At 69.3% G+C, this 19242-nt stretch carries 22 protein-coding genes and 1 pseudogene; all 23 read right to left on the bottom strand.

Annotated features, from left to right (window positions below):
* Nucleotides 1–4: 4 nt before the first annotated feature.
* The 23 genes and pseudogenes from BLT45_RS16195 to fliD all read right to left on the bottom strand — a co-directional run bounded on the left by BLT45_RS16195 (nt 5) and on the right by fliD (nt 19160).
* Nucleotides 5–595: a TetR/AcrR family transcriptional regulator gene (locus tag BLT45_RS16195; RefSeq protein WP_175455889.1), complete on the bottom strand. Its 591-nt coding sequence runs from the start codon at nt 593–595 to the stop codon at nt 5–7.
* 214 nt (nt 596–809) lie between these two features.
* Nucleotides 810–1601, bottom strand: coding sequence for a flagellar biosynthetic protein FliR (gene fliR / locus BLT45_RS16190; protein ID WP_093302884.1), 792 nt, complete (start codon nt 1599–1601; stop codon nt 810–812).
* A 16-nt stretch (nt 1602–1617) separates the two neighbouring features.
* Nucleotides 1618–1887, bottom strand: a complete 270-nt coding sequence (locus tag BLT45_RS16185; protein WP_093302879.1) for a flagellar biosynthetic protein FliQ — start codon at nt 1885–1887, stop codon at nt 1618–1620.
* Nucleotides 1888–1897: 10 nt separating this feature from the next.
* Nucleotides 1898–2716 (bottom strand): flagellar type III secretion system pore protein FliP, encoded by an 819-nt coding sequence (fliP, locus tag BLT45_RS16180; protein ID WP_093302875.1) that lies wholly within the window; start codon nt 2714–2716, stop codon nt 1898–1900.
* Nucleotide 2717: 1 nt separating this feature from the next.
* The gene (gene fliO / locus BLT45_RS16175) at nt 2718–3110 is read right to left on the bottom strand and encodes a flagellar biosynthetic protein FliO (protein WP_093302871.1); all 393 of its coding nucleotides are present in this window, start codon (nt 3108–3110) and stop codon (nt 2718–2720) included.
* An 8-nt stretch (nt 3111–3118) separates the two neighbouring features.
* Entirely contained in the window at nt 3119–3445 is a 327-nt protein-coding gene (fliN, locus tag BLT45_RS16170; RefSeq protein ID WP_093302867.1) for a flagellar motor switch protein FliN, read from the bottom strand.
* Entirely contained in the window at nt 3442–4479 is a 1038-nt protein-coding gene (gene fliM, locus BLT45_RS16165) for a flagellar motor switch protein FliM (RefSeq protein ID WP_093302863.1), read from the bottom strand. Before fliM ends, fliN begins: the two co-directional genes overlap by 4 nt.
* A 15-nt stretch (nt 4480–4494) precedes the next feature.
* Nucleotides 4495–5052, bottom strand: a complete 558-nt coding sequence (locus tag BLT45_RS16160; RefSeq protein ID WP_175455896.1) for a flagellar basal body-associated FliL family protein — start codon at nt 5050–5052, stop codon at nt 4495–4497.
* A 195-nt stretch (nt 5053–5247) separates the two neighbouring features.
* The gene (locus BLT45_RS16155; protein ID WP_093302856.1) at nt 5248–6453 is read right to left on the bottom strand and encodes a flagellar hook-length control protein FliK; all 1206 of its coding nucleotides are present in this window, start codon (nt 6451–6453) and stop codon (nt 5248–5250) included.
* Nucleotides 6453–6905: a flagellar export protein FliJ gene (gene fliJ / locus BLT45_RS16150; RefSeq protein WP_093302852.1), complete on the bottom strand. Its 453-nt coding sequence runs from the start codon at nt 6903–6905 to the stop codon at nt 6453–6455. Before fliJ ends, BLT45_RS16155 begins: the two co-directional genes overlap by 1 nt.
* A gap of 18 nt (nt 6906–6923) precedes the next feature.
* On the bottom strand, nt 6924–8321 hold the full coding sequence (locus BLT45_RS16145; RefSeq protein ID WP_093302848.1) for a FliI/YscN family ATPase: 1398 nt from the start codon (nt 8319–8321) through the stop codon (nt 6924–6926).
* Nucleotides 8318–8848 (bottom strand): annotated as a pseudogene (locus BLT45_RS16140) (FliH/SctL family protein); the annotation flags it as partial. The gene BLT45_RS16145 and the pseudogene BLT45_RS16140, both read right to left, overlap by 4 nt.
* A gap of 83 nt (nt 8849–8931) precedes the next feature.
* Complete coding sequence (gene fliG / locus BLT45_RS16135; protein WP_093302841.1) at nt 8932–9942, bottom strand: flagellar motor switch protein FliG; 1011 nt, start codon at nt 9940–9942, stop codon at nt 8932–8934.
* Nucleotides 9935–11608 carry a flagellar basal-body MS-ring/collar protein FliF gene (gene fliF, locus BLT45_RS16130; protein ID WP_093302837.1) on the bottom strand — a complete coding sequence of 558 codons (1674 nt, stop codon included), beginning with the start codon at nt 11606–11608 and terminating at the stop codon, nt 9935–9937. The genes fliG and fliF overlap by 8 nt, the downstream gene beginning before the upstream one ends.
* A 44-nt stretch (nt 11609–11652) precedes the next feature.
* Complete coding sequence (fliE, locus tag BLT45_RS16125) at nt 11653–12012, bottom strand: flagellar hook-basal body complex protein FliE (protein WP_093302834.1); 360 nt, start codon at nt 12010–12012, stop codon at nt 11653–11655.
* A 77-nt stretch (nt 12013–12089) separates the two neighbouring features.
* Nucleotides 12090–13535, bottom strand: coding sequence for a sigma-54 dependent transcriptional regulator (locus tag BLT45_RS16120; protein ID WP_093302830.1), 1446 nt, complete (start codon nt 13533–13535; stop codon nt 12090–12092).
* Entirely contained in the window at nt 13528–13908 is a 381-nt protein-coding gene (locus tag BLT45_RS16115; protein ID WP_056878992.1) for a response regulator, read from the bottom strand. The genes BLT45_RS16120 and BLT45_RS16115 overlap by 8 nt, the downstream gene beginning before the upstream one ends.
* 15 nt (nt 13909–13923) lie before the next feature.
* Nucleotides 13924–15348, bottom strand: coding sequence for an RNA polymerase factor sigma-54 (rpoN, locus tag BLT45_RS16110; protein ID WP_093302826.1), 1425 nt, complete (start codon nt 15346–15348; stop codon nt 13924–13926).
* A 237-nt stretch (nt 15349–15585) separates the two neighbouring features.
* Complete coding sequence (locus BLT45_RS16105; protein ID WP_093302823.1) at nt 15586–16218, bottom strand: response regulator; 633 nt, start codon at nt 16216–16218, stop codon at nt 15586–15588.
* 212 nt (nt 16219–16430) lie between these two features.
* On the bottom strand, nt 16431–17018 hold the full coding sequence (locus BLT45_RS16100) for a PilZ domain-containing protein (protein ID WP_093302819.1): 588 nt from the start codon (nt 17016–17018) through the stop codon (nt 16431–16433).
* A 2-nt stretch (nt 17019–17020) separates the two neighbouring features.
* Nucleotides 17021–17326 (bottom strand): hypothetical protein, encoded by a 306-nt coding sequence (locus BLT45_RS16095; RefSeq protein ID WP_093302815.1) that lies wholly within the window; start codon nt 17324–17326, stop codon nt 17021–17023.
* The gene (gene fliS, locus BLT45_RS16090) at nt 17323–17739 is read right to left on the bottom strand and encodes a flagellar export chaperone FliS (RefSeq protein WP_093302810.1); all 417 of its coding nucleotides are present in this window, start codon (nt 17737–17739) and stop codon (nt 17323–17325) included. Before fliS ends, BLT45_RS16095 begins: the two co-directional genes overlap by 4 nt.
* Nucleotides 17740–17795: 56 nt before the next feature.
* Nucleotides 17796–19160: a flagellar filament capping protein FliD gene (gene fliD / locus BLT45_RS16085; protein WP_093302804.1), complete on the bottom strand. Its 1365-nt coding sequence runs from the start codon at nt 19158–19160 to the stop codon at nt 17796–17798.
* Nucleotides 19161–19242 lie beyond the last annotated feature (82 nt).

The following is a 19242-nucleotide window of genomic DNA, read 5'->3' as shown; positions in this document are numbered from 1 at the left end:
GGCGTCAGGCCGTCAGCGCTTCCAGCGTCTTGAATACCTGCGGCACGGCCATCGCCGGCGTGCCGCCGTTGACCGACACGGCACGCAGGCCGTGCTGGTAGCTCTGCCAGATCATGTCGTCGGCATGCTGGATGTCCACGCCACGGAATTCGCCGGCGGCCATGCCGCGGCTGAGTTCGTTGCGCACGGGTTCGCGCATGCGCCGCAGCGCGGCGTTCATTTCGCCTTCGACCGTCGGTGACCACCGCGCGGACACGCTCCACAATGCGGGGAAGGCGATGAAGTTCGCGGCATCCTCGCGCGCCATCCAGAAATAGAAATCCAGGATGCGCTGCGCATGCGTCGACCCTTGCGGGCGTTCCACCATCGGTGCCCGCCGCGCGGTGTAGTCGCGGATCAGCAGGGTGGCGATGATGTCGGCCTTCGTTTCGAAGTGCAGGATCACGCCGCGCGCACTCAGCCCGGTTTCCTCGCCCAAATCCATCAGCGTGGTCTGGTCGAACCCCTTGGTGAAGAACAGGCGGCGAGCAGCGGCCAGCACGGCTTCCCGCGTCTCCTGACTGGTGCGTCGCTTGTGGGTAGGGTTGGAACTCACAGGCTTCCTCCGGTTTTGCGTGGGAAGGCGTTCCGCCACCGGCATGGGCAAGAGCCCATTCCGTTCGCTGGCGTATGTTGCCCCTCCCTCGTTCTCATTCTGCCCGGATTCATGCATTTATTGGAACAGGTTGCGCACATCGGCCGTGAAATGCGCACGCGCATGCCGCGAATCGGGCACCCGGACACGTTTTCACAAAGTAACGAGAATTTCGCTAGACGCTGATTTGCCGCGCTGCATCAAAAGACAGGTCGAAGACGCGTTGCACGGGCGGTCCCAACTCGCCGGCCAGCAGGGCCAGCAGGAACAGGCCCAGCAGCAGGGCCGTGGGCAGGCCGAGCTGGATCGGATTGAGCGCCGGCGCTGCGCGGCCGAGCACGCCGAACGCCAGGTTCACCGCCAGCATCGCCACCATCACCGGCAGGGCGAGCCCCACGGCCGCGCGCAGGATGTGGGTGAACAGCATCGGCGCGACTTCCAGCATCTGCTGCACGTCCGGCAGCGCGCTGCCGATGGGCAGCGAACGGTAGCTGTCGACCAGCAGCGACACCATCGCCAGATGGCCGTTGAGGGTGAAGAAGATCAGGCCGAAGGCCAGATAGAACCACTGGCCGACCACGCCGGAGTTCACCCCGCGCAGCGGATCGGACATCTGCGCGAACGCCAGGCCGGTGCCCTGCGAGATCAGTTCGCCGGCAAGCGCACCGGCCTCGAAGGCCAGCCGCAGCATGAAGCCCATGCTCGCGCCGACGGCGAGTTCGCGGGCGACGTTGAGGACGGTGGAGGCGTCGAAGGCGATGCGGTCCGGCGTGCCGGGCAGCAGCGGCGCGAGCGCCATCGCCAGCGCACCGGCGATGATCACGCGCACCCGCACCGAGATCGCGCGCGTGCCGATCAGCGGCGCCGCCATCAGCAACGCGCCGGTGCGCAGCATCGTCCAGAGGATGGCGTTGATCATGCCGAAGGCCTGCTGGCCGTCGATCACCATCTGGGTGGCGGCATCCATCGCGTCGCGACCGTCGTCAGCCGATCAGGTGCGGCAGGCGTTGGAACAGGGCCGTGGTGTATTCCACCAGCACGCCGAGCAGGTAGCTGCCCGTGGCGAACAGCGCCGCCGTCAGCGCGATGGCCTTGGCGACGAAGGCGATGGTCGGTTCGTTGAGCTGGGTGGCCGCCTGGATCACGCCGACGACCACGCCGACCACCAGCACGACCAGCAACAACGGTCCGCCGACCCAGAGCGCGACCTCGAGGCCGCCGCGCAGTTCGGTGAGGGCAAGTTCGGGACTCATGCCGGTCTCCTCAGACGCCGTTGAAGCTGGCGGCGAGCGAACCGACGATCAGCACCCACCCGTCCACCAGCACGAACAGCAGGATCTTGAACGGGGCGGACACCAGCATCGGCGAGAGCATCATCATGCCCATCGACATCAGCACGCTGGCGACGACCAGGTCGATGATCACGAAGGGGATGAAGATCAGGAAGCCGATCTCGAACGCGGTCTTCAGTTCGCTGGTGATGAACGAGGCGACGACGATCGGGAAGGGTACGTCCGCCGGGCTGGCGTAGGCGCCATGGCCGGCCAGACCGGCGAAGGTCATCAGGTCGGTCTCGCGCACCTGCGCCAGCATGAAGTCGCGCAGCGGGCCGGTGGTCAGCGTCCACGCCGAGGAGAAATCGATCTGGCCGTTGAGATAGGGCGCCATGCCCTGGGCCCAGGCCTTTTCGCCCACCGGCATCATCACCAGCATCGTCAGGAACAACGCCAAACCCACCAGCACCTGGTTGGACGGCGTCTGCCCCGTGCCCAACGCCTGCCGCAGCAGGCCGAGCACGATGATGATGCGGGTGAACGCGGTCATCGCCAGCAGCGCGGACGGGATCAGCGTGATCGCCGTCATCAGCAGCAGCGTCTGCAGCGGCAGGCTGACGGTGTTGTCGCCGACCTGGCCGACGTCGACCTTCGGCAGCGCGGGCAGGGTGGGTGCCGTCGGTGCAGCCGGCGTGGCGGGTGCTGCGGCAGGCGCGGGCGGGGTCGTGGCGGGTGCGGCCTGGGCCAGCGCCAGCACGGGCGCGCACAGCCACAGCAGGCAGATCAGGGAAAGGACGAAACGGCGCATCTCAGGTCTCTTTACGCAGGCGCTTGGCCAGCAGCTCGGCGAAGTTGGGCATCGTCGGCGCGGGTGCGACGACCAGCGGTTCGGGCAGGGTGTGCAGGGCGGTGATGCCGCCGGCGCTGACGCCGATCAGCAGTTGTTCCTTGCCCACCTCGATCACCAGCACGCGTTCCTTCGCACCGACCGACAGCATCGACACGACGCGAAGCTGCTCGCTCGGGCGGATGCCCATGCCGACGCCCGGCAGTCGCTTGAGCAACCAGGCCATGCCGAGGATCAACCCCAGCACCAGGATCAGGCCGACGAGCGCGCCGCCGATGCCGGGCGTGGAGGGCGCGTGCTGGCCGATCTTCTGCGCGGGCGCCGCGGCGGCGGCGAGGAGGGCGAAGGCGTGCATCGTCGGGCTCAGCGCAGGCGGCGGATGCGTTCGCTGGGGCTGACCACGTCGGTCAGGCGTACGCCGAAGCGGTCGTTCACGACGACGACCTCGCCATGCGCGATCAGCGTGCCGTTGACGAACACGTCCAGCGGTTCGCCTGCGCCGCGCTCCAGTTCCACCACCGAGCCCTGGTTGAGCTGCAGCAGGTTGCGGATCGGCATGCGGGTGCGGCCGACTTCCAGCGACAGGGTCACCGGCACGTCGAGGATGACGTCCAGGCTCATGTCGGCTTCGACGTGGGTCTCGGCCGATGCGTCGTCGAGCGTCGCGAGGTCTTCGTTCTCGGGGATCATGGTGTGGCGTCCTGGAAGGCAAACGGGGTGAGGGCCTGGCGCGTGGCCTGCGGGGCCTTGCCGCTGCCGGGCGGGTGCTTGGCGACGATCTTCACGGCGTTCTGGCCGTTGGAAATACCGAATTCGCCGGTGAACACCGGCACCTGCTCGACGCAGACCGGCACGGAACGGGGCAGCTCGATCGGCAGGATGTCGCCGACCTTAAGCTGGGTGAGCTGGCGCAGGTTGATGCGCTTCTCGGCCAGCACGCTGGAGAGGGTGACTTCGGCCTGGCGCAGCTGCTGCTGCAGCGTTTCCCGGAAGCTGTCGTCGTCGTGCACGCGGTCGGACTGGATGCCGGCATCGAGCAGCTCGCGGATCGGCTCCAGCATCGAGTACGGCAGGGTGACGTGCAGGTCCCCGCCACCGCCGTCCAGTTCGACGTGGAAGCGGCTCACGACCACGTATTCGCGTGGGCTGACGATGTTGGCGAAGTGCGGATTCACTTCGCTGGTGATGTACTCGAAGTCCACCGGCATCACCGGCGCCCAGGCGTCGATCAGGTCGGTGAAGGTCTGTTTGAGCAGCAACTGGATCACCCGCATCTCGGTCTGGGTGAACTCGCGGCCCTCGATCTTCGCCGGATAGCGGCCGTCGCCACCGAAGAAGTTGTCCACCATGGTGAACACCAGCTTCGGTTCGAACACGATCAGGCCGACGCCGCGCAGCGGCTTGAACTTGATCAGGTTGAGGTTGGTCGGCACGTACAGCGAATGCAGGTAGTCGCCGAACTTGATCGTCTCGATGCCGCGCACCGACAGTTCCGCCGAACGGCGTAGCAGGTTGAACAGGCCGATCCGCCACGTGCGCACGAAGCGCTCGTTGATCATCTCCAGCGTCGGCAGCCGGCCGCGCACGATGCGGTCCTGGCTGGCGAAATCGTAGGTGCGCGCGACCGTCGGGTCGTGCGGCGGCTCCTCGGTCTCGATCGCACCGGAGTCGACGCCGTTGAGCAGGGCGTCGATCTCGTCTTGCGACAGCAGGTCACTGGTCATGGCGGCGGGTTCCGGTCACTGCATCACGAAGCTGGTGAACAACAGCGATTCGGCGGAGGGCTTGCCGGTCTCGGCGACCAGCAGGGCCTTCACCTCGCCGAGGGCGGCGTTCTGCAGGCGTTCCTTGCCTTCGCGCGACATCAGGCCGGCGGCGTCCTGCTGGGCGAACAGCATCAGCAGGCGCGCGCGGATGGCGGGGGCGTGCAGTTCGATGGCCTTCAGCGACTCGGGGTCGCGCGTCATCAGCTGCACTTCGACCTGCAGGTAGCGGGCACCGCCGGTCTCGCCGACGAGGTTCACGACGAACGGCGGCTCCAGCGCGAAGTACTGCGCGGGCGCGGGCACAGTGCCCGGGCTGGCGGCTTTCGGGCCTTCGGGCTTCTCTTCCTTCGCACCGTGGCTCGTGAAATACCAGGCGCCGCCGCCGGCGGCAGCGGCCGCGATGACCGCGACCAGGCCGATGGTCAGCAGGGACTTGCCGCCCTTCGGCTTCTCAGCCTTGTCGGACTTGGATTTGCTGGCGTTCTTGTCGGCGGCTGCCACGGCGGTGGATCTCCTGAGGGGTCTCCCCAGGGAATGCAAGCGGTGTGCCGCGCCGGGAGGAAGGGCCCGACGGAGTTTTGACGGCGCTTCAGCCGGCAGGATGTCCGGTGTGGGAGCGACGTAAGTCGCGAATGCCAACTGCGAACGTCCTGGCCCCACCGGGACCCAGGCTATCGGTCACACCATCGCGACTTACGTCGCTCCCACACCTGCCGTTACGAACCATCACGCGTACGCGTCCACCAAGCCGCGAGCGGTCATGCGGACCGTGCGCGGCGCTTCGGGGGCAGGTTCTCCGGTATCGCCGGTGCCTTCGCCCGCGTGAGCGCCGGGACCCTGCGACGGCGGGGCATGCTGGTGGCCCACGTCGGCGTGCGCCAGCTGGAAGCCGTGCTGGCCCAGCATTTCGCGCAGGCGCGGCAGGCTGCTCTCGAGCGCCTGGCGGACGTCGGCCTGGGTGCTGGCGAAGTCGGCGTGGACGCGGTCGCCGTCCAGCCGCAGGCGGATCTCCACCGTGCCCAGTTCGTTCGGGGTGACCTTGATGTGGGCGTGGCCGATCTTCTGGTCGGCCATCCAGCGCACGGCGTCGCCGATGTCCTCGTCGAAGTGGCCACCGTGCAGGTCGGCGGTCGGTGCCGCCATCGCGTTCACCGTTTCCGTGCGGGACAGGCCAAGCGATGCGTTCGACGCTCCAACGCCGGCCAACACGTTGCCGGTCGGCGCGGTGCTGTCGCCGTCCTCGCTGCGGAAGACCTCGACGATGTCGCGACCCAGCGTGACCACCTCCGGCAGCGCGGCCGCGACTTGGCCGGTCGCCAGGTGGGTGGCGAAGGAGAGCAGGTTCTGCAGCGGCGCCTTGGCCGGCGTGTCGGCGGCGGCTGCGGCCGGCGGGGCCGCCGCGGTCGCGGTGTCGGGTGCCGCCGCGGTCTCGGCGACGGCGGCGGCCGGCAACGCTTCGACGGGCAGCGCGGCGCGCGCGGTGCCCTGTCCCAGCACCGCATCGGTTACCGGGGTGAAAGTCGGGGGCGAGGAACCGGGCGAAGGTGTGGCGGCCGCGTCCACCAGGACCGCGGTGCCTGCGGCCGGCGCGGGCGCTGCCGGTGCCACGGGTGCTGCGTCGAGCAGGGCGAGCAGTGCCAGGGGCGCGGTGTCGTCCTGCTTGATCTCGTCATCCGACATGGCGGTATCGGACGTGTCGTCCTGGCGACAGAGCGTGGGTGTTTCGCCGCGGGCGACCTCGCGCGGTTCGCCATCGCGTGCCGCGGGCTTGCGCACGGGCGCGTCGTCGCGTGGCGCCGGACGGCGGACCATGTCGTCGAACGCGGGCTTGGCGTTGTCCTTCGCGCCTTCCTGCGTGGCGGGTTTTGTGGCGCCCGATGCCGCGGACGCGCCACCGGCGGCGGGGGCGAACGTGGCCATCGGCGAGGGCATCAGGCGTCGCCCTCCTGGATCGCGGTCGCGGCCAGGCGCGCGCGGCGCGCGCCGAGGTCATCCATCTCGCGCTGGTCGCGGCGGTCGACGATCTGCTTTTCCTGCACGCGGTAGCTGGCGGCCAACTGTTCCAGTACCTGTTTGTCGCGGCTGGCCAGCAGCAGGCGGTCGCGCTCGATGTCCACGTTGGCGCGGCTGCGGTCCACGGTCTGCAGTTGCTGCTTCAGTGCCTGGTCGATGCGATCCAGGAACGCGCGCCGGTTGGCGAGCTGCGCCGGGCTGGTCGCGGCCATCTGGCTGTTGGCGTAGTCCTCGGCGTACTGCCGCAATTCCTCCAGCCGCGATTCCTGCAGCGCAAGCGCGCGTTGGCGGTCGGCCAGTTCGCGGGCGACGGAATCCTCGTGCTCCTGGGCGCGGCGCAGCAGGGGATCGATTCGGCGGGACTGCATCATGACGGGGGGTCCTTGGCGTTACTGCAGACCGTCGGGCATCGGGATGCCGACGGGGGCGTTGCGTTGGATCAGGGTTTCCAGGGCGGCACGGCTGCTCGGCAGGTCGGCGGCGCGCGCCACGTCCTGGCCGAGGAACTCCACGATTTCCGGCCAGCGTTCCAGCGCCTCGTCCACGGTCGGGTCGTTGCCGCGCTGGTAGGCGCCGATGGCGATCAGGTCGCGGTTGCTGTTGTAGGCCGAGAGCAGCCGCTTGAGCTTGCGGATGCGGTCGCGCCAGGTTTCGTCGGCGATCTCGGTGACCACGCGGCTGACCGACGATTCCACGTCGATGGCCGGATACAGGCCGCTGTCGGCCACGCGGCGCGAGAGCAGGATGTGGCCGTCGAGGATGGCGCGCGCAGCGTCGGCAATCGGGTCCTGCGGGTCGTCGCCTTCGGTCAGCACGGTGTAGAACGCGGTGATCGAGCCGCGGCCCTTGGCGCCGTTGCCGGCGCGTTCGACCAGCGCGGGCAGGCGCGCAAAGACCGACGGCGGATAGCCGCGCGTGGTCGGCGGCTCGCCGACCGACAGGCCGATCTCGCGCTGCGCCTGGGCGAAGCGGGTCAGCGAATCCATCAGCAGCAGCACGTTCAGGCCCTGGTCGCGGAACCACTCGGCGATCGCGGTGGCGCGGTAAGCGCCCTGCAGCCGCGCCAATGGCGGACGGTCGGCCGGGCTGGCGACGACCACGGCGCGCGCCAGGCCCACCGGGCCGAGCGTGCTTTCGACGAAATCGCGCACTTCGCGGCCACGTTCGCCGATCAGGCCGACGACGATCACGTCGGCGGCGGTGTACTTGGTCATCATGCCCAGCAGCGTCGACTTGCCGACGCCCGAGCCGGCGAACAGGCCCACGCGCTGGCCACGGCCGATCGGCAGCAATGCGTTGATCGCGCGCACGCCGACGTCCAGCGGCTGGGTGATCGGTTCGCGGGACAGCGGGTTGATCGCCACGCCGGCCAGGCCGACGCTGCCTTCGGCGCGGATCGGGCCGCGGCCGTCGAGCGGCACGCCGTCGCTGTCGATGACCCGACCCAGCAGGCCTTCGCCGACTTCCACACCGCCGCGGCGGCGCGAGGGCACCACGCGCGCGTTCGGCAACAGGCCATGCAATTCGGCGCTGGGCATCAGATAGGTGCGTTCGCCGGCGAAGCCGACGACTTCGGCATCCACCCAGCCGCCGTCGACGACTTCCACCTTGCAGGTGGCGCCCATCGGCGCTTCGCAGCCGATGGCTTCCAGGGTCAGGCCGACGGCCCGGCGCAGGATGCCCTCGCGGATCAGGCCGCGGCCACCGAGTTCGGGATTGATCTGCGACAGCCGCGCCGACAGGCGCAGGTCGCGCGCGGTCAGCCATTCCAGCGGCTGGGCGCTCATGCGCGCGCTCCGCGGTTGAGCACGGTTTCCAGCGCGCCGCGCAGGCGGGCCTCCAGCGTGCCGTCGATGCGGACGCTCTCGGCATGCACGCGCAGGTCGCCGCGGCTGAGCGACGTGTCTGCGGTCAGGCGGGTGTGCCCCGTCATGGTCAGCACCGGCGTCAGTGCGGCGATGTCGTCGGGATGCAGGCGCAGTTCCACTTCGCGCTGCGCACCGCCGACGGCGTCCAGCGCGCTGGTCGCCAGTTCCTGCAGCAGCACCGGATCGGTCTGGTAGGCGCGGCCGACCAGCGCGCCGGCGATGCGCACGGCGAGTTCGGACAGCGCAGCAACCACTTCGTTCTCGAGGCGGTCCAGCGGCCGGGAGAAATTGTCGAGGATGCCTTCCATCTGCGCGGCGAGCCGGCGGACGTCGGCCTGGCCGTGGGAGAAGCCCTCGGCGTGGCCTTCGGCCAGACCGCGCTCCAGGCCTTCGCGGTACGCGGCGTCCTGGATGGCCTGGATCTCCTCCAGCGTCGGCGGCACCGGCGGCGGCACGTCCTGCGCAGTGGCGGACGCCGACACGACCACGTCGAGCGGTGCGGGCATCCAGCGCATCGGCGAAGGGTTGCTCATACCATTTCCTCGGCGCCGGCCATCAGCGAGATGACGCCCTGGTCAGCCAGGCGGCGCACGATCGCGAGGATTTCCTTCTGCGCGCCTTCCACGTCGGACAGGCGGACGGGGCCGCGGGCTTCCATGTCTTCCAGCAGGATCTGCGCCGCGCGCTGGGACATGTTGCGGGTGATCTTTTCCTTCACCTTGGCGTCGGCGCCACGCAGCGCCAGGCCGAGGCGGTCGTTCGGGACTTCGCGCAGCAGCGCCTGCAGTTCGCGATCGCCCAGGTCGGCGAGGTTGTCGAACACGAACATCAGGTCCTGGATGCGCGCGCCGAGGTCGGCGTCGACCTGCGTGATGTTGCCGAGGATGGCCTGGTCCTGGCCCGAGTCCATGAAGTTGAGGATGTTCGCCGCGACCTTCACGCCACCGATGCTGGAAGCCTTGAGGTTCTGGTTGCCGGCGAACTGGCGCTCCATGATCTCGTTGAGCTCGTTCAGCGCGTTCGGCGGGATACCGTCCAGCGTGGCGATGCGCAGCAGCACGTCGGTGCGGGTGCGCTCGGGCAGCAGCTTGAGGGTGTCGGCGGCCTGGTCGCTGTCCAGGTGGGCCAGCACGATGGCGATGATCTGCGGGTGTTCATTGCGCACCAGGTCGGAGATCGCGCGCGGATCCATCCACTTCAGCGTGTCCAGGCCGGTGGTGTTGCGGCCCAGCAGGATGCGGTCGATCAGGCCGCCGGCCTTGTCGGCGCCCAGCGCCTGCACCAGCACGTTGCGCACGTAGTCGTCCGCGCCCATGCCGAGGGATGTCTGCTTGTCGAGGGCTTCGCCGAAGTTCGCCATCACCTGCATGACCTGCTCGCGGCTGACGCCGGAGATGGTGGCCATGGCGATGCCCAGCTTCTGCACTTCCTTGGCGTTCATGTGCTTGAGCACTTCGGCGGCATCCTGCTCGCCGAGCGAGAGCAGCAGCACGGCCGCGCGCTGCACGCCGCTGAGGGCGTTGTCCTGTGCGTTATTCATCGTTGGCCACCCAGTCCTTGACCACCTGCGCGACCTGCTTGGAATCGGTCTTCACCGCTTCGCGCGCCTGGCGCAGCCGGTCCTCGTAGGCATCGGAGGGCAGGGCGCGCATCGGCGGCAGTTCGTCGTGCGAGAGGGCGGCGACCGCGCGGGCGTCGGCATCGTCATCATCGATTACGGTGACATCGATGCCGTCGTCGTCGTTGCGCGAGGCCTTCTTCGCCTTCGGGTCGATGATCTGGCGCATGGCTGGGCGGAGCACGCCGAACAGCAGCAGGATCACCACCAGCGCGCCGATGCCGTAGCGGGCCACGTCGCGCAGCATCGGGTTGTGCAGCCAGGGGCTTTCCCAGAACGGGATGTCCTCGGGCTTGTCGGTTTCGCGCACGAACGGCGCGTTCATCACCGAGACCGAGTCGCCGCGCGCGGCGTCGAAGCCCACGGCTTCCTTCACCAGCGCTTCGATGCGGGTCAGGGTGGCGGCGTCCAGCGCGGTCATGACGACCTTGCCGTTCTCGCCGGTGCGCGGCACGTGGTCGACCAGCACGGCGGCGGTGACGCGGCGCACGCGACCGGCCGGCTGGCGGGTGTGCTGCAGCGTACGGTCCATTTCGAAGTTGCGGGTCGCGCTGCTCGCGGTCTCGGTCGGCGCGGCGGGGTTCGGCGCGGCCGCGGCGTTCGGGCCGGGCGGGGTGTTGCTGGTCGCGCCGGGCACGCCTTCGGGGCCGGCGGCGGCGACGGTGTTCTGGCTGACCTGTTCGCTGCGGATCTTGGCCGGGTCGTTGGCGAAGGTTTCACGGGCCTCCTCGGTGACCGAGAAGTCCATGTCCACCGCGACCTCGGCATTGATGCGGCCCGGGCCGGTCAGCGGCTCCAGCAGTTCGCGGATGCGGTCGTTGAAGGAGGTTTCCAGCTTGCGCACGCGCTCGAACTGGGCGGCGTTGAGCGCGGCCTCGCTGTTCGGATCGCTGATGGTGAGCATGCGGCCGCTCTGGTCGACCACGGTGACGCGCTCCGGCGCCAGGTCCGGGATCGAGGACGAGACCAGGTGGACGATGGCATCCACCTGGTTGCGCTCCAGCATGGCGCCGGAACGCAGGTCCAGCACGACGGACGCGCTGGCGACCTCGCGCTGGCGGGTGAAGGCGGACGGCTTGGGGATGGCCAGGTGCACGCGCGCGTCGCGCACCGGACGCAGCGTGGTGATCGTGCGGACAAGTTCGGTTTCCAGCGCGTGCTGGTAGCGCGCGTTCTCGACGAACTGGCTGACGCCGAAACCCGGGTCGCGTTCCATCATCTCGAAGCCCAGGCGGCCGCTCTCGGCCAGGCCGGCGCCGGCCAGCTTCAGGCGGGCGTCGTGCAGGTTTTCCTCCGGCACCGAGATGGCACCGGTGCCCTGGTCCAGCTGGAACGGGATCTGCGCCGCGCGCAGCATGTCGGTGGCTTCGGCGGTGGCCTTGGCGTCCAGGCCGGTGTACAGCGGGGTGTAGGCCGGCTTCTGCGACCAGAAGAACACGAACAGGCCCAGCGCGACGGCGCCGGCGATCAGCAGCAGCGTGCCCATCTGCTTGAACACGCGCGCGTCCTGGATCTTGGTCAGCGCCGCGCCTGCCTTGTCGGCGGTCAGCGATTCCTTCAGGGCTTCCTTGGACAGCGTGAGGGCCATGGCGACGGGTCGGTTGGTGGAAAGGGCGGGTCAGGAGAAGCGGCTTACAACGGCATGTTCATGACGTCCTGGTAGGCCTGCACCAGGCGGTTGCGGACTTCGACGGTGGCGCGGAAGGCGACCTGCGACTGCTGCGCCGCCACCATCACCCGGGCCAGGTCCGCGCGCGGATCGCCGAGCTCGAAGGCCTGGGCGAGCGCACCTGCGTTCTTCTGCGCGCCGTTGACGCCTTCCAGCGCGTTCTGCAGCGTCTCGCCGAAGCTCGGCGCCTTGACGCCGGGCTGTTCGAAGCCGACCCCGTTGGGCGTGAACGCGCCCGGGTTCGGCATCGGCTCCAAGGCGCGGGTGCCCAGCTGGTGCTGGTAGCTGCGAATCTGCGAGAGGATGGAGGTGACGTCGGACATGGGCGGGTGCTTCGGTCGTCGGTGTGTCTTGCCGTATCAGCTGCAAGACCTGTGCCGGAACCGGCGCCCGCCGCCAGTCAGTTTTCCGTCGCCAGGGCGTCTTCGCGCTCGACGCCGTACTTGCGCAGCTTTTCCACCAGGGTGGTGCGGCGCAGGCCCAGCAGCTGCGCGGCGTGGGCGACCACGCCACCGGCGCGGTCCAGCGCGTCGCGGATCAGGTTCAGTTCGATCTGGGCGATGTGTTCGCGCAGGTCGATGCCGGCCTCGGGCAGGCGCTCCGTGGTCGGTGTGGCGGCCACGGGGGCGGAGACGCTTTCGACCGGGGCGGCCACCGCGGCCACCGGCAGGGCGTCGAGCGCCGGCAGGTTGTCCGGCTGGTAGCGCTTGGGCAGGTCGTGCACGCGCACCAGGCCGCCCGGGTGCAGCACGGCCAGGCGCTCGACCAGGTTGGTCAGCTCGCGCACGTTGCCCGGCCAGCTGTACTGGCGCAGCGCCTGCAGGGTGTCGTGGGCGAACTGCACCTCGCCCCGGCCGGTGCGGGCCAGCTGCGCGGCGATGGTGGCGACCAGCGAGGGCAGGTCGTCGGCGCGCTCGCGCAGCGCCGGCATCTCGATCGGGAACACGTTGAGGCGGTAGAACAGGTCTTCGCGGAAGTGGCCGTCGGCGATGCGCTGTTCCAGATTGCGGTGGGTGGCCGCGATCACGCGCACGTTGCAGCGGATCGTCTGGTTGCCGCCGACGCGCTCGAAGCTGCGTTCCTGCAGCACGCGCAGCAGCTTGACCTGCATCGGCAGGCTCATGTCGCCGATCTCGTCCAGCAGCAGGGTGCCGCCCTCGGCCATCTCGAAGCGGCCCTTGCGGGCGCTCAGCGCGCCGGTGAAGGCGCCTTTCTCGTGGCCGAACAGTTCGCTTTCCAGCAGCTCGGCGGGGATCGCGCCGCAGTTGATCGCCACGAACGGCCCGTCGCGGCGCGGGGACTGGTCGTGGATGGCGCGGGCGACGACTTCCTTGCCGGTACCGGATTCGCCCAGCACCAGCACGGTGGTGTCGAACGCGGCGACCTGGTCGATCATCCGGCGCAGGCGGGTCACCGCCGGGCTGTTGCCGGTGGGGCCGCTGGTGCTGACCTGCTGGGCCTGGTGTTCGGTGTCCAGCCGCTTGAGGCTGGCGCGGCGCAGGCAGGCTTCCAGCTGCGCGTGGCGGATCGGGCTTTCCAGCGCCCAGACGCCGGCTTCGTGCAGGCCGTGGGCGGCGGCGAAGGCGGCGGTGTCGCCCTGCAGCAGCAGCACCGGCGGCGGCAGCTGGGCCTTGCCCAGCCAGCCGAAGAACGCGTCGGCGGCCTTCTGGTCTTCCAGCGAGCCGACCACGACGGCGAGCCAGTCGTGCGGGCGCTGCCGCTGCACATCCACGTCACCGGCACTGACGACCCAGCGCGGCGTGAGGTCCATGAACTCGAGCAGGCCGGCCACGCGCTCTGCGCGGGCGGCGTCGGTGTCGATGACGAGGATGCGGGATTCACTCATGGCGGCGCTCTTTGAATCGTTCGAGGATGGGCAAGACTTCCTGGATGTAGGAAAGCTTGCTGACGAAATCGTCGGCGCCGGCCCGCATGGCATGTTCGCGGTGTTCGGCGTCGTCGAAGTGGCTTGCGATCACCACGAAGGGGGGCGCGTCCTGGGTCTTGATCAGGCGCGTGGCCTGCAGGCCGCCCATCTCCGGCATGGCCAGGTCCATCAGCACCACGTCCGGACGCAGGGTCTCGGAGCGTTCGATGGCTTCCAGGCCGTTGCTGGCGCGGCCCACGACATCCAGCCACTCCACCTTGCGCAGGTGGCGCAGGGCGGCGTTGATGAAGCCTTCGTGGTCGTCCACCAGCAGTACGGTGATCTTGCTCATTGCGGTCGCGCTCCGTTATCCGGCCTTGGCCAAGACGGATACGGTAGCGCGTCGGCGTTCCCGGGCGGGAGCGATATCGAGCTGTTCCCGGTACTTCGCCACAGTTCGGCGGGCAATGTGAATGCCCTGCCGGGCCAGCAGGCCGGCGATCGCCTCGTCGGCCAGCGGCTTGCCGGCCGGCTCGGAATCGATCAGGCGGCGCACCATGGCGCGCACGGCGGGGCCGGAGACGTTCGCGCCTTCCAGTCGCACGGCGAAGAAATGCTTCAGCTCGAACGTGCCCCGCGGGGTCTGCATGTACTTGCCGGTGGTGATGCGCGAAATCGTGGATTCGTGCATGCCGATCTCGTCGGCGATCTCCTTCAGCGTCAGCGGCGCCATCGCTTCGTCGCCGTGGGCCAGGAACCCGGCCTGGCGCTCGACGATGGCACGCGCGGTGCGCAGCAGGGTGTCGTAGCGGATCGACAGGCCGCGGGTCAGCCAGCGCGCTTCCTGCAGCAGTTCGCGCAGCTTGCCGGCGCCGGGCGAGGCCTCGGCCTGCTCCAGGGCGCGCTCCTGCATCGCGTTCACGCGGATGCGCGGGGTGCTGGCCGGGTTCAGGGCCACGCGCCAGGCGCAGTCGGCGTGCCAGGCGACCACGTCCGGGATGATGTAGCCCGACGGGGCCGGGGCCAGCGACGCGCCCGGGCGGGCATCCAGCGACAGCACCAGGCGCACGCCTTCCATCACCTGGTGGGTGTCCAGGTCCAGCAGGCGGGCGAGGGCGTCGTATTCGTGGGCGGCCAGCAGGGCCAGGCCCTCGGCGATGATGCGCTGGGCGACACGGCGGGCCGGCACGCGGCCGTCCAGGCAGTCCAGCTGCACCAGCAGGCACTCGCGCACGTCGGCGGCGCACAGGCCGGGGAATTCGCCGCGCAGCAGGCGGTCGCGCAGGCCGAGCACGACCTCGGTGCGCAGGTCGAAGCGGGCCGACGCCAGCAGGGCCAGCGCGTCGGGGGCCTGTTCCAGGTAGCCGGCGTCGTTGGTGTGTTCCAGCCAGAACGCCACGACTTCCAGTGCGCGTTCGTCCAGCTCCAGGGCCAGGCGGTCGAGCACGCGGACGTGCGGGTCGGTGGATTCGCCGGCGGCCACGCGCTGCATGCGGTCGTCGTCGCCGTCCTGCCAGCCGGCGCCGGGGACGTCCCACAGGTTGGACTCGGGCAGTTCGTCGAACGCGGCGGTCTCGACCGCGGCGGTGTCCTGGGCGGGCACGTCGTCCAGTTCGCCGGCGGTGGCGGCGTCGTGGGATTCTTCGATCTCGAGCAGCGGATTGAGCTCCAGCGCGCGGCGCACTTCCATTTCCAGCTGCAAGCCGTCGAGCTGCAGCAGGCGGATGGACTGCAGCAACTGCGGCGTCAGGTGGAGCTGTTGGCCCAGCTGGGTGGAAAGACCCGTCTTCATCCCCGAAATCCCCGATTCGATGGCGTGCCAGGGTGGCGTCGCATCGTGGGGATACTTTCCGCTGCGGGTGACGGAAAAAAAATCGGGGCGTTTCTGGTCGTGATGCGGGCACGCCCGACCGGCCGTCAGGGTTTCCCCTACAGCGTCGGTTTAATGTCGAAGGTGGGCGCCCGACGGGGCGCTGCGATCACGGGATTCCGTCACGGAGGCGGCATCGCCCCCGGAGTACTGCAAGGCTCAGGCCAATTCGTGCTGGTGGCGCGCGGCCAGCAACAGCAGGTCGTTGGCGCGGCGGCAGCCGAGCGATTCCATCATGCGCGCGCGGTGCGTTTCCACGGTCTTGACGCTGATGCCGAGCTGCGCGGCGATTTCCTTGCTGCTCATGCCGCTGCCCAGCTGGCGCAGGATCTCGCGCTGGCGGGGCGACAACGCCGCAATGCCGGTCGGACGCTGCGGATTGAGCATCGGTGCCAGCATTTTCGACGACACCTGCGGGCTCAGGAACACCTGGCCGTTGGCGGCGGCGCGCAGGGCGAGCTCGAGTTCCATCGGCGCGGCTTCCTTGACGACGAAGCCTGCGCAGCCGCGATCGAGCGCGACACGCACCTGGGTGGGATCGTTGTGCATCGACATCATCACCACGCGCACCTGCGGCAGCGATTCGTGCAGCAGCGGCAGCAGGTCCAGGCCGCTGCGGTCGGGCAGCGACAGGTCGAGCAGGATGATCTCGGGACGGTGGATGGCCGCCATGTCGAGCGCCTGCTGGGCATTGCAGGCTTCGGCCACGACGTCCACGTCGGGCAATGCCTGCAGCAGCCGGCTGATGCCGGCGCGGACCAGGGTGTGGTCGTCGACGATGAGTACACGCACGGGGGGAGCCAGTCGTTGCCGCTTTGCAGGTCATGTCACGATAGCGGGCGCGTCCTGCCACGCCAATTCACAATCGCGATGGAGACGTGAAACCACGACACGGGTCACATTTGAGTGGCCATCAGGCGACTGAAGTCGTGCGGACCGCCAGCGTCGTGTGTGACGACGGCCCTCTCGCTGCGTGACGTCGAAGGCACGTGCGCGAAACGCGTTTACCTGCGGGGGGACAGGTGCGACTGCCGCGCTTCGGCGACCTGCCGGCGGTGCAGCCGGAACAGGTGACGGTCCATGGCTTCGGCCAGGCCAGCACCCAACCCTTCGAACTGCAGCCACAGGTGATGCGTGTTCAGGCCTTCGACCTGCGCAAGCACGCGCGCGGGGAGTTCGATGTGGTCGCTCAACCAGGTCGCCGGTTGCAGGGTCACCACGCCGTCGGCGCCGGTGTCGGCACCGAGCGGCGACGCGATATCCAGCCGCAGCCCGCGGTGCGACCAGCGCAGCGAGGTGACCGGCAGCATGTCGTCCTGGCGGCGCGCGAGGCGTCCGAGCAGCGACAGCACGAGGTCGAGCTTGGCTTCGATGCGTTGCTGGCTGGGGGTGGCTTCCTTGCGGTCGTCCGGGTCGTCGCCGCGCACATCCTCGGCCACGGCAAGCCCCTGCAACAGGGCTTCGGCCGGACCCTGCATCACCGGGCGCGCGCCGAGGGTGAAACGGACGGGCAGCACGACGTCGCAGGTCAGCGCACCGTCGAACAGCGCGTGTTCGGCCGGATGCTCCACCAGGACGACGGGCGCAGCCACGGCTAGCCTCCGACGACGGAAAGGTACGCGCGTGCGGCGCGGTCCGCGCGTTGCGTCGACTGCATGCGGATGCGCGCCTGCTCGCGCGCGGCCTGCATGTCCTGCTGGAGTTCGAGTTGCGCGCGCAGCAGCGTCGCCAGCGCGTCGTAGCCGGCGCTGCGGCCGCCGTCGGCGTGCAGGAACGCACGGACATCGCGGTCGTGGCGGTTGAGCAGGGCTTCCACGCCGTCCAGTTCGTCGGCATGCAGCGCGACGCGCATCGCGTCCAGCTGGCCGAACAGGTCGGCGAGGGCCGGCGTGTCGTTCATCGCGCGGCCGCCATGGCCGGCGCCTGGCGCTGTTCGGCGGGAATCGCGTTCCAGGCCGATTCGATCTCGCCCAGCAGGTCCAGGGACTCGCGCAGCGCGGAAGCGTCGTTGTGCAGGTTGGCTTCGATCAGGCGGGTCTGCACGTAGTCGTACAGCGCCGAGAGGCTGCCGGCGATCTCGCCGCCGGCTTCGTGGTCCAGCGAGCCGTTGAGGTGGCCGATGATCGCGCTGACTTCGCCGATGGCCTTGCCCTTGCGCGCCAGGTCGCCGCGCTCCACGCAGGCTTCCGCCAGGCGCAGGCGCTCGCAGGCGCCGCCCAGCAGCAATGCGACGAGGCGATGCGGGTCGGCCTCCATCACGGCGCTGCTGAGGCCGGTGTTGCGGTACTGCGCGGCATACGATTGAAGTGACATTCCATTTCTCCTGGGACCCCGGCGCCCGGCTGGAGCGCCGACGCGGGCCCGGCGGTTTATCCGGTCTGGGCGGTGAGCGAAGCGAGCTGCTGGGCGAGGGCGCTGCTGGTGGTGTTCATCTGCGAAATCATGCTGTCCAGCGCGACGAACTGCGCCTTGTAGCGGTTGCCCACGGCTTCCATGCGCGCATCCAGCGCGGTGCGCTGGGTGGCGACGTCCTTGATCTGCGCGTTGAGGCCGTTGCTGCGCAGGGTGAAGGCGCCGTCGGTGCCGACATAGCTGCCGACCGCGGTCTGCAGGCGGCCGGCGAACGCCGTGTCGCCGGTGAACGCCGCGCGGATCTTTTCCGGGTCGGCGGTCAGGGCGGCGGTGAACTTGCTGCTGTCGAAGACCAGGGTGCCGTCGGACGAGGGATAGCCCTTCGTCTGCAGGCCCAGGGTCTTCGCATCGAGGCCCTGCGCGGCCAGGTCGCCCAGCAGGTTGCCCATCAGGTTTCGCAACTGGCCCGAGGCGCTGCGCATCTGCGCGTCGCCGGTCAGGGCCGAGGGTTCGTCGTTTTCGGCGTCGTACTTGGTGGTGGCGTTGATGGCGCCGATGGCCGTGTTGTACGCCGTCACGAAGTCCTGGATCAGCTTGCTGGCGGCCGCCGTGTCGGTGGACACGGTGACCGTGCTGGTGCCCTGGGTCTTCAGGTCCAGGGTGAGGCCCGGGACCGCGTCGGTGATCTTGTTGGTGCTGGCGGTGACGGTGAGGCCGTCGATCGTCACCTCGGCATCGGCGGCCGGCACGCGCTCCTGCAGGCTGGTGACCAGGTTCTGCAGGTCGCTGCCGCCGGAGGCGAAGGCGAGGGTGAGGCCGTTGGCGGCGCCGGTCTTGTCGGAAGACACCGACAGGTACTGGCCGTCGTTGGAGGTCAGCACCGCGGCCTGCACGCCCTTGTTGCGCGCGGCCGTGTTGATGGCGCTGCGCACGTCCTGCAGGGTCGCGCCTTCGGCGATGTCGATGGCGAGCGACTCGCCGCCGACCGTCAGCGTCAATTGGCCGGCGCCGAAGGTGGTGCCTGCAGCGACCGGCGTGTTGGTGATCCACTTGTTGGCGGTGGCCAGCGAGCCCACTTGCACGTTGTAGATGCCGTTGGGCGTGCCGCTGGCGACGCTGGCGCCGACCACGGTGTCCGTGCCGGACTTGACGGTACGCACGTCGAATGCGGTCGCCGACTTCAGCGCCTTGAGCGAGGTGTCCAGCGTACTGAACGCGGAACTGACGGTCCCGATCGCGGAGAGTTTGAACTTGGCCTGGGTCTCGATGCGGTTCAGGCGGTTGTCGGCCGGCTTGCGGTCGGCCGCGACCAGCTGTTCGACCATGCCGGTGATGTCCAGCCCCGAACCGATGCCGCCGTAACCGAGCGAATAATCTGCCATTGCCGTTTCTCCTGTCGCGCCCTTTCCGCAAAAGGGGTGGCCGGGCGGGCCGTCATGCGGCCCGCCCGTACAGTTCCAGTAA

The sequence above is a fragment of the Pseudoxanthomonas sp. CF385 genome (assembly GCF_900104255.1).
GTDB lineage: Bacteria > Pseudomonadota > Gammaproteobacteria > Xanthomonadales > Xanthomonadaceae > Pseudoxanthomonas_A.
The sequence above is the reverse complement of the archived record's forward strand: the minus strand, read 5'-3'. Positions and strand labels throughout refer to the sequence as shown.

Bases quoted from the DNA above. Each gene is read 5' to 3' on its own strand.
- fliR (WP_093302884.1), bottom strand. From the start codon at position 1,601: ATGGATGCCGCCACCCAGATGGTGATCGACGGCCAGCAGGCCTTCGGC.
- BLT45_RS16185 (WP_093302879.1), bottom strand. From the start codon at position 1,887: ATGAGTCCCGAACTTGCCCTCACCGAACTGCGCGGCGGCCTCGAGGTC.
- fliP (WP_093302875.1), bottom strand. From the start codon at position 2,716: ATGCGCCGTTTCGTCCTTTCCCTGATCTGCCTGCTGTGGCTGTGCGCG.
- fliO (WP_093302871.1), bottom strand. From the start codon at position 3,110: ATGCACGCCTTCGCCCTCCTCGCCGCCGCCGCGGCGCCCGCGCAGAAG.
- fliN (WP_093302867.1), bottom strand. From the start codon at position 3,445: ATGATCCCCGAGAACGAAGACCTCGCGACGCTCGACGACGCATCGGCC.
- fliM (WP_093302863.1), bottom strand. From the start codon at position 4,479: ATGACCAGTGACCTGCTGTCGCAAGACGAGATCGACGCCCTGCTCAAC.
- BLT45_RS16155 (WP_093302856.1), bottom strand. From the start codon at position 6,453: ATGCCCTCGCCGATGGCCACGTTCGCCCCCGCCGCCGGTGGCGCGTCC.
- fliJ (WP_093302852.1), bottom strand. From the start codon at position 6,905: ATGATGCAGTCCCGCCGAATCGATCCCCTGCTGCGCCGCGCCCAGGAG.
- BLT45_RS16145 (WP_093302848.1), bottom strand. From the start codon at position 8,321: ATGAGCGCCCAGCCGCTGGAATGGCTGACCGCGCGCGACCTGCGCCTG.
- fliG (WP_093302841.1), bottom strand. From the start codon at position 9,942: ATGAATAACGCACAGGACAACGCCCTCAGCGGCGTGCAGCGCGCGGCC.
- fliF (WP_093302837.1), bottom strand. From the start codon at position 11,608: ATGGCCCTCACGCTGTCCAAGGAAGCCCTGAAGGAATCGCTGACCGCC.
- fliE (WP_093302834.1), bottom strand. From the start codon at position 12,012: ATGTCCGACGTCACCTCCATCCTCTCGCAGATTCGCAGCTACCAGCAC.
- BLT45_RS16120 (WP_093302830.1), bottom strand. From the start codon at position 13,535: ATGAGTGAATCCCGCATCCTCGTCATCGACACCGACGCCGCCCGCGCA.
- BLT45_RS16115 (WP_056878992.1), bottom strand. From the start codon at position 13,908: ATGAGCAAGATCACCGTACTGCTGGTGGACGACCACGAAGGCTTCATC.
- rpoN (WP_093302826.1), bottom strand. From the start codon at position 15,348: ATGAAGACGGGTCTTTCCACCCAGCTGGGCCAACAGCTCCACCTGACG.
- BLT45_RS16095 (WP_093302815.1), bottom strand. From the start codon at position 17,326: ATGAACGACACGCCGGCCCTCGCCGACCTGTTCGGCCAGCTGGACGCG.
- fliS (WP_093302810.1), bottom strand. From the start codon at position 17,739: ATGTCACTTCAATCGTATGCCGCGCAGTACCGCAACACCGGCCTCAGC.
- fliD (WP_093302804.1), bottom strand. From the start codon at position 19,160: ATGGCAGATTATTCGCTCGGTTACGGCGGCATCGGTTCGGGGCTGGAC.